Raw genomic sequence first — 8,334 nt, 5'->3', positions numbered from 1 at the left:
TTTATCTAACTAAATGTTAATATTTAGTTAAAAACCACTCTCCTGCAGTCTTCATTGGAACAAATGTGCAACAAATGCACAAAGGTTAGTCAATAATGCTGTTCATTATTGATGTGTGAACTCTATCATGATTTTTATGTAATTCAATAGATTTTTCAGAGATGTATACCAATTTTGTATACCAAGACTTAGACCAAAAGAAGAAGTAGTAAAGGGGCATAAAACATGAAAGTTCTGTGTTATTGCAGATAGTTATTCGATAATATTAAACAATTAATTGTATATAGAGTTGGGTAAGGACAAAAGTTTGCTAAACAAAAAGTCGGTATGGTTTGTAGTGATTTCGTTCATAGTTTTTGCATTGCTCATTGGTTACTCAATAACAACAAACTTGAATGAATCAGAACTCGAAATCATGTTGGATCATCGAGGCTTCACAAAGTTGATTGAGATCTATGCGTTACCTTTAAAAATTGTCGCTTTTTTGATTCCGTTGCTCGGTTTGATGGCGTTGCACTTTAATTACAAGCAGATACAAGAACAGATATCAATCGCGATAGATCAAAACACATTTAGCAATTACTTCAAACATCGTGAAAGTTTTTATGAGCATGCTGCGAAGCATAATACAATAGATATAACTCACGCGAACTTACTCTATAACTTGATGTATCCAGACTCTCACAAGACTGCACCGCGCCTAGACGATAACTTCAATTGCCTTGCTTCTGATTTACTTACAGAGTACTTGAAAATGAATATAGAGTCGTATGATAAGGCTGAACAAGTTCAAGTAGATAACATTCAGGTATCTGCTAATCGCTTTAACACTGTTTTTCATTTACTGGGAGTAGACCCAACCCACGCAAACATGCTGTTAGACGCAGAAAAACGAGCAGTGAAACAACTAGATGGTATGCAAAATATTGAGTTTTATTCACGGATTCGTCCCCAATTACGAGTGGTAGAATATATTGTCACGCACTTAAATAACCAAGGGTTGTTTGACCGAGACTATAAGCAATCTAAACAAGTTGGTGTATTTTTGAAGTATTCCAATATCTGGTCTGTGCAAAGGTTTAAATCGATTCAACAAGGGCTAATACAACGAGGTGTTGAAGAACCTTTTGACCCTAGTTCGGAGTTATTACAGATGTTCAAAAATGTTCTAACAGGTACTGGTGTAACAAGGCACTAATGTTTGAAAGAGTACTGACATGATAACCGGAAATGTCTAAACTTAATTTATTCCTATAAAAATCAATTGGTTGTAAATTAATTTTAGACGCCTGTTAAAAGTCGTGTCAATAATAAGTATCTGAAATCGAATTTAAAACTAACAGACCAAAGAGTTTTTATTTTTTAGACAGTATTAAAAATCGTGTCATGACCTAGTACGAGTTTTGATTAGCCACAATCCTAAACAGGGTTGGGGCTTTTTTATGCCTAGGAATTGCTCTTTTTAGGGCTTTTTAGACCGTTTTGATAAAACGGATATAAATATAGATATAAAACAACAAAGGAGACTGTATGACAGTACTTAAAAAATCACAACTTGGACGACCACGTTAACACTCGGCAGAGTTTGTTGAGCGAGTTAAAGCGTTAGCGAACGAAGGTTATACACAACGTTCAATTGCTGACCACTTAAAGATCAGTGTGACTACTGTTAATTACATGATTAATGACAAATATTTCGACTAAGGAGACAAGTAATGACAGCAGATCAGAATAAGAAACGAGCGATTGAATTGCATCAGAGGGGTGATAAACCAAGTGTTATTGCAGCCAAGTTATTTTTATCAATCACCGACTTACAACGTTTGTTTAAAACAGAGGTAGGGTTCTTTTAACAAGGGGAGAACTGATGAGTAATTGCAATTTAAACGGAGTCAGAGAGCACTTAGCGAAATAAGATAAGCGTACGTTGTCTTTTATTAACAAAACTTCCACTTTATTAAAGTTAAGAAGAGCAATTTATTTTAATAATTGAGTTTTAATAAGCATTATTTTAAATGGACGATTTTAAGTTGTTGTTATTATTGGGTTTTAATTGTTTTAATTTTAAAATAGTTAAAAACGTATGTTTTTATAATGGTATAATAGAGGTATGGACAGGTAATAATAAGGATTTATGCCATCATCAAATAAGCACTAATGTATATAATATCAATCTTTGGTTATAGGGTAATAGTCTGTTCCCTAAAACCATTTCCATCATTTGTTATTGCTTAACTTTTAAGCAGCACAACCTTTAGTTATCAATTCCTCCTCGTAGGAAAAGATAACCCACCACAAAATGTTCTCCTTTTAATTACATTAGGCTAGTCATTGAACTATCCGATGTATCGATCTTTAAAGCATATGCTTTTCAAGGGAGGATTTCTCACATCTATACAAAAGGAAACTTTATGGATAAAACTATTAATACACTTGTAATCTTCTTCGCTGTTTCATTTATCTTCGCAATACTTTTTCACTCGAACCCAGTAATTATACTAATAGCATTCACTAGCCTGTACGATTTTGTTATCACGAATATCGTTGGACTATTCAGTTTTGCTTTGAGCATTTACGTCTATAAGTCTTGAACTTCACTACATCGCCAATCAAGTTTTATCAGTTATTCTCAATACTTACCTCATGATTATGAAGTGAACAACTAAAAGTGAATTGATCTTATGCACTGCTTTGCATTTATTGATCTAAGTCAATACTCAAAGTTAGTGGTTCCCGTTAAATGAAGGCATACTATTAGTCAAATAATCACCATATAGTGTTGTTTTGTTTGTGTTTGTCTATATGTGGTATTTCTGAGATGTAAGCAAGGAGGTCTGATGATTAAACGCAGAGTATAAAAAAGCCCACACGAGGCGGGCTAATTTATTAGTCAAAACACAGTTGTAAGTAGACTTAGAACTGCGATAGATGACTTATGTAGGAGTAATCATACTATCAAATTTCAAATCGAACACAACACCAATTTTTATGTACAAAAAACATAAGGAAGGTGTTCACTTGAACATTAGTAAAATTACACGTCGAATGAAGTTAGTGCGTATTTCGGTGATTGCGATCGGCTGTTTCGGTTTATTCCGATCACCTGATCCTACCGTTTTTCTCTCTTCTTATTTTTACTCTAAGTGATCGGATTGCGCCAGTTTTCTCATTGACTCACCTCCCAGTTCTATTCTATGGCTATTGTGTACTAACCGATCCATTAGCGCGTCCGCGACGGTGGCGTTGCCGATCATGTTGTACCACTCCCTTACAGGTAACTGGCTGATGACGATTGTGCTGCTGTTTTGATAACGCTCTTCCAGCACTTCTAATAAGTGACCCGCATGCTCTTGAGTGAGTTTTTCCATCCCCCAGTCGTCGAGGATCAGTAAGGTTTTCTTAGCCAGCGATTGGAGTTGCTTTTGATAGCTACCATCCAGACGACCAGCGGTCAGGTCGTCAAGCAAGCGAGTTAATCGGTAGTACTTAACCGTTTGTTGTTGGTCACAGGCGCTGGTTGCCAGTGCGCAGGCAAGATACGTTTTGCCTGCGCCTGTTGGGCCTGTAACCAAGATGTTCTGGTGTTTGTATAGATAACTGCCCGTCAGAAGTTCGCTCATCTGTTTACGATTGAGGTTTCGTCCCTCCTTATAGATGAGTTGGCTCGGCTGCGCATCTACTCTCAGCTTGGCTTGTCGTTTTAAGCGTTGGATTTTGCTCTGATTGCGATTCAAGATCTCGCTTTCCAGAAGTAGGCTTAGCCTTTCCTCGAAGTCCAGTTCTGCGTAGGTGGTCAGTTGCTCTTGCTGCTGCTCTAATGCTTTCGCTGCATGGCTCAAGCGTAGGGTTTTGAGTTGGTCGTTCAGTGCATTCATATCCTTTCTCCTAGTGATAACTGTTCGGGCCACGAACATTGCTATGAACAAGATTTGGCGTACTCGTGTTGTCTTTACTCAGTTGTCCTTCACGATTGTTTTTCAACAAATTGCTGATGAAGGTGTAATTGGATTTTGTCAGCATTAGCGCATCTTTACAGGCTTGCTCTAGGCGCGATTCGCCATAGGTTTTACTGAGGCTGAGCAAGCCAAGGCAGGAACGATAAGACTGCTCTGGATGAGGCTTGGAGTTCAGCATCTTATTGACGACTTCTCGTGTGGCTGGGCCGATATTGGCTCCCCAGCTAAGCAAGCGCCCTGGCGACCACTTCTGATGTTGATGGTTGCTTGGCATGTGCTCTGGTTGGGTGCTGTTTCCTCGCTCTCTTTGGCTACGTGGATGCTGGGCCACCAAGTTACCTTGATGGTAGATCTGCACCAGGCGATTAGAGGCTTCCAACTCGACATGGTGACCAACAAGTTGATGGGGAACCGAGTAGTAATGACGGCGATATTCGATGTGATAGTCAGGGCCAACTTTGGCTCGTTTAGTTTCGGTATACAGGTAACGCTGCCTAGGCAGTGGCTTTAATGCAGGTTTGTCGAGTTTATCGAACAGCGCTTGGCGGCTGGCGCCATACTGTTTCATCTCACGCTGATTTAACTCATTCATGAGTTCACGGATGGCGAGATTCAACTCTTTGAAGGTATGGAAGGTTTGGTGTCGCAGCCGCATCATGATCCAGCGCTCTACTAGGAGCACGGCATTCTCTGCTTTGGCTTTGTCTTTCGGTTTGTAGGGGCGAGCTGGCATCACAGCGGTTTGATAGTGATTAGCCAGTTTTTGATAGCTGTCGTTCAGTCTCGGCTCATAACGATTGGCTTTGGTGACTGCGCTGCGTAGGTTATCGGGAACTAAGAGTTGTGGTACGCCACCGAAGTGTTCGAGCGCATTCGCATGCGCCTCTAACCAGTAGGGCTTCCCTTGACTGGGGAAGGCTTCAACATAAGTGTAATTGGACGCGCCTAAAGTCGCGACGAACACCTCCGCTTCGCGCACTTCGCTTGTGTCAGGGTTGACCACCTGAAGCCGAGGCCCACAGTAATCGATAAACAGTTTATCACCTGCAACATGAAGCTGGCGCATGCTGCGTTTTTGGGTTTTGAACCAACGAGTGAAGTGCTCGCAGAACTGAGTGTAAGCGTAAGCTTGCTCTTGATATTGCTCATGATACTCCTGCCAGAGCAGCATCTTTGTCATACCTTTACGCCTGAGTTCGACTGCGTATTGAGTGAAGTCTGGCATAACTTTATCTCGACTGACTTTCTTGCCGTGATACAGCGCCTGTGTGAGATCTGCATCGCTGCAACTGTCGGGTAGAGGCCAACCAAGTTGGCTTTGTTTAAAGCGAGTAAGGAGTTCTGATACGGTGGACGGGCCGAGTTTAAGGCAAGAAGCGATACCACGATTTGAGAGACCGCAGCCGTATTTAAGGCGTAATACCTCTTTGATTTTGTTCATTGGAGTTCTCTTTTTGGCCATTGTCGCTTCCTTTCCTTCTTGTTTAAGAAGTAAAGAATAGCGAGCTATTGATTTAAAAGAGAAAAAGGAAGGGTTTCGGCCATTACGATCGCGGTTTTCGCTATTCCGATCACCGATTTCGGAGTTAGACTAAAAGTGATCGGATAATCCCGAAATGACTGATCGGAATGCTCCGAAATATGCAGTTAGTAGCGACAATAGTACCTATCTTGTTTTACCTAGTACGAGATGAGTACTTGTTACTGAATATGTTCGTAGATCTAGTTAGTTAGATATAGATCAGAGTATACAGCCCTTTGGGGCTGTTTTTTCTAGTTAAAATAGTAAATTAGGTTATGGATTATGTAAAATGAGTTGCTTAAACAAATAACGGGAGATGGGTTTGAAACGTTCTTATGAAGATTGGAAAGATAAGTACAACTTTGATAATTGTGGTCTAAACAACAAAGAATACGGGGAGTACTTGTCTTCGTACCTAAGAAGCCAGAAGAAACCTCTTGTAATGAATCTCAATGGTGAATGGGGTACAGGTAAGACGCACTTTCTAAGACAAATGTACTCGAACCTCCGTTTTACACACGGGTATCCCGTTATATTTTTAAATTCTTGGCGTTCGGACTTCAGCAACGATCCTCTTCTTGTTCTTATAAGTGAGTTCATCGAACAGTTTCAAAGTATAAGTGCAAATGCTGATGCACACGCCACCGAAGAAAAAATACTTAAAGTTGCTGCTAAGTTCTCCAAAAGACTATGGAACATGACCGCTGTCGGTGTTGGAACTTACTTATCCGGTCAGACTGATAACAGTGCGATGGTAGAGATGGCTAAAACGCTCACCTTTGAAGACAAAGAGGCGGTTAGTATTGGTCGAAACCTCACCGAGAATTACAAATCACAACTTTGTGCGATTGAAGACACTAGACTCGCACTCGTTGAGTACCTTAGTTTCTTTCCTGAAGGTAAACAAAAAGTCTTTGTTTTAATAGACGAGTTAGATAGATGTCGTCCTACTTACGCGATAGAGATGCTTGAAACAATAAAGCACTTCTTTTCACTGGATAACTATGTGTTTGTCGTTGCAACTGATACGAAACAACTCAGTCACTCAATTAAGGCTGTCTATGGTTCTTCATTTGATGGTAACGAATACCTATCTCGTTTCTTTAATCGAAGTGCTGCTCTACCTCTGCCAGATAAGATTTTGTTTGCTAAGTTACTTGTGAAAAATTCTATCTTAGAAGAGCGAAAGGAAGAGATGCGTTTACTCGGTGGTTTGGAATACAGCAAAGAACTGGGTAGTCGGTTGCTAGCCGAGGTTAGTATAATGTACAACCTTTCACTTCGACGTATGGAGCAGGTGTTCAACAAGTTCGAGTCGTGTGTGCTTTATGAATTAGATTCCGGAAAGCGGTTCTTTGATATACGGTTACTCATGCAGTTAATCGCTGAATACGATAGTACGATCTACCGCGACGTATACAGTTCGCGTAAACTGTACAGTGGAATGAGATACCATTTGTCCAAAGAATTCAAAGAAGGAATTGGTCGAAACTTCAATACTGATGACATAACGACAATAACTAACAGTATCAACAAAGAAGAACTTGCACGCATAAATCCAAAACATACTTCTTACTTAAGTACTATCAAAGAAGAGTACCTTTTTAGTTGGGAGTTTGCTAATGGCTTCTCTAATAATCCCATTTCTGAGGCTATGACGGTACACAGTGCGCTCATGATTTTACAAAAAGAGATTGATGGCTCGCGTCATAACTCTGCAATTCGAGAACAAAGATCTTCGCATAGAAATAACTTACTTACTGATTATAAAAAATGGTTATTCCAAGTAAATATGTATGATCGAGAGGTATTGAAGGTATGGACTAGAGCGGACTACTTTAAAGCGGTTGAACTTTCTGCTTACATAGAAAAGCCAATATCTATTAATGTATTTGACGGAACTCCCAGATAACCTTATCAGTGAAACTCTCACTGTATTCAATGTTAATTGATACAGATTGCCATGCCACCAGCCTCAGGACGTCTGAGGCTGTTTCAGTGTTGTTTTGGTACTGTTCCAACACACACTCACTCATAACGTTCAACTGATCTACTAACAAGCCAAAGAACTTCTGAAGTTCTGGCACATCCGTTATTTGCTTCGCCTTTTCTTGTACTAATGACAACAGGTCTGCTTTGATAGTCATGATTTATCTCCTCTGCTGCTAGAACCCAATGACCCCTAGGTATATCTATGATCTCGATGTCGTTGTATACGCCAACGATATTGACGAGTTTTACGAACTGAGGGCGTAATAGGGAAGTCTTCTCTACGAACCCGATGAAGTCTTTTTTGATAAACTCACCGTTACGTTTAAGGGCTGAGATGCTGTACCGTTCGTCTTTGTCGGTACAGCCATTTTCATGCACTTTGACTCGTTTGTAGTTTTCTGCGCAAATTAAGAACATAAAATACCTGTATGTATAAACAGTCATTCTAGTTGTTATAACTTGTGATTTGCAACTGATTAAGTTGCTAGTTTGGCGTTGATTTTTGTTTCAAGTCTTGTGATAACGCCTGTAATTACACGATCTAAATTTGAAAGGCTGCCTCTTTTAATTCCATAAGGAGTCTTAATCATAAGCGATTGAATTTGTTCTGATAAGCACATTAACCCACTCACTTCGACTGAAAAATAATCGTCGATATTGTTAAAGTCATAACGTGACTGCATATCATAAATGAAGGATTGAATCTCTTTTGAACTCCAGTTTGACAGAGCAGTTTTGAAGTCTTCAGAAGTGAAGTTCTGAAGAAAAGCAGTATTTGCTAACTTTACATCAACTTCTGCGCGAACTAGCGGCGTTTTTCAAGGTAGTTGTCATCATTCGCTTGTTTACTAAGCAGCTTCTCTT

6 protein-coding genes and 1 pseudogene are annotated in these 8,334 nt (G+C 39.8%); 4 read left to right on the top strand and 3 right to left on the bottom strand.

Going from position 1 to position 8,334, the window contains the following annotated elements:
* The first annotated feature begins 307 nt into the window (after nucleotides 1-307).
* The 3 genes and pseudogenes from ACED45_RS23375 (at nucleotide 308) to ACED45_RS23365 (ending at nucleotide 1,853) form a co-directional block, all read left to right on the top strand.
* On the top strand, nucleotides 308-1,198 hold the full coding sequence (locus ACED45_RS23375; RefSeq protein ID WP_102549286.1) for a hypothetical protein: 891 nt from the start codon (nucleotides 308-310) through the stop codon (nucleotides 1,196-1,198).
* Between the two features lie 422 nt (nucleotides 1,199-1,620).
* Nucleotides 1,621-1,704 (top strand): annotated as a pseudogene (locus ACED45_RS23370) (hypothetical protein); the annotation flags it as partial.
* 11 nt (nucleotides 1,705-1,715) lie between these two features.
* Nucleotides 1,716-1,853 carry a hypothetical protein gene (locus tag ACED45_RS23365; protein ID WP_157936376.1) on the top strand — a complete coding sequence of 46 codons (138 nt, stop codon included), beginning with the start codon at nucleotides 1,716-1,718 and terminating at the stop codon, nucleotides 1,851-1,853.
* Between the two features lie 1,281 nt (nucleotides 1,854-3,134).
* Here the strand turns inward: ACED45_RS23365 and istB are convergent.
* Nucleotides 3,135-3,875, bottom strand: coding sequence for an IS21-like element ISVch3 family helper ATPase IstB (gene istB / locus ACED45_RS23360; protein ID WP_145571667.1), 741 nt, complete (start codon nucleotides 3,873-3,875; stop codon nucleotides 3,135-3,137).
* Nucleotides 3,876-3,885: 10 nt separating this feature from the next.
* Nucleotides 3,886-5,418: an IS21 family transposase gene (istA, locus tag ACED45_RS23355; RefSeq protein WP_371715142.1), complete on the bottom strand. Its 1,533-nt coding sequence runs from the start codon at nucleotides 5,416-5,418 to the stop codon at nucleotides 3,886-3,888.
* A 382-nt stretch (nucleotides 5,419-5,800) separates the two neighbouring features.
* On the opposite strand from istA, the gene ACED45_RS23350 reads away from it, so the two are divergent.
* The gene (locus ACED45_RS23350) at nucleotides 5,801-7,390 is read left to right on the top strand and encodes a KAP family P-loop NTPase fold protein (protein ID WP_157939092.1); all 1,590 of its coding nucleotides are present in this window, start codon (nucleotides 5,801-5,803) and stop codon (nucleotides 7,388-7,390) included.
* On the opposite strand, the gene ACED45_RS23345 is transcribed toward ACED45_RS23350, so the two are convergent.
* Nucleotides 7,362-7,625: a hypothetical protein gene (locus ACED45_RS23345; RefSeq protein WP_371715141.1), complete on the bottom strand. Its 264-nt coding sequence runs from the start codon at nucleotides 7,623-7,625 to the stop codon at nucleotides 7,362-7,364. The genes ACED45_RS23350 and ACED45_RS23345 overlap by 29 nt on opposite strands.
* Between the last annotated feature and the right edge of the window lie 709 nt (nucleotides 7,626-8,334).

It is taken from the genome of Vibrio crassostreae, from assembly GCF_041439375.1.
GTDB classification, from domain to species: domain Bacteria; phylum Pseudomonadota; class Gammaproteobacteria; order Enterobacterales; family Vibrionaceae; genus Vibrio; species Vibrio crassostreae_D.
The sequence above is the reverse complement of the archived record's forward strand: the minus strand, read 5'-3'. Positions and strand labels throughout refer to the sequence as shown.

Bases quoted from the DNA above. Each gene is read 5' to 3' on its own strand.
- ACED45_RS23365 (WP_157936376.1), top strand. From the start codon at position 1,716: ATGACAGCAGATCAGAATAAGAAACGAGCGATTGAATTGCATCAGAGG.
- istB (WP_145571667.1), bottom strand. From the start codon at position 3,875: ATGAATGCACTGAACGACCAACTCAAAACCCTACGCTTGAGCCATGCA.
- istA (WP_371715142.1), bottom strand. From the start codon at position 5,418: ATGGCCAAAAAGAGAACTCCAATGAACAAAATCAAAGAGGTATTACGC.
- ACED45_RS23345 (WP_371715141.1), bottom strand. From the start codon at position 7,625: ATGACTATCAAAGCAGACCTGTTGTCATTAGTACAAGAAAAGGCGAAG.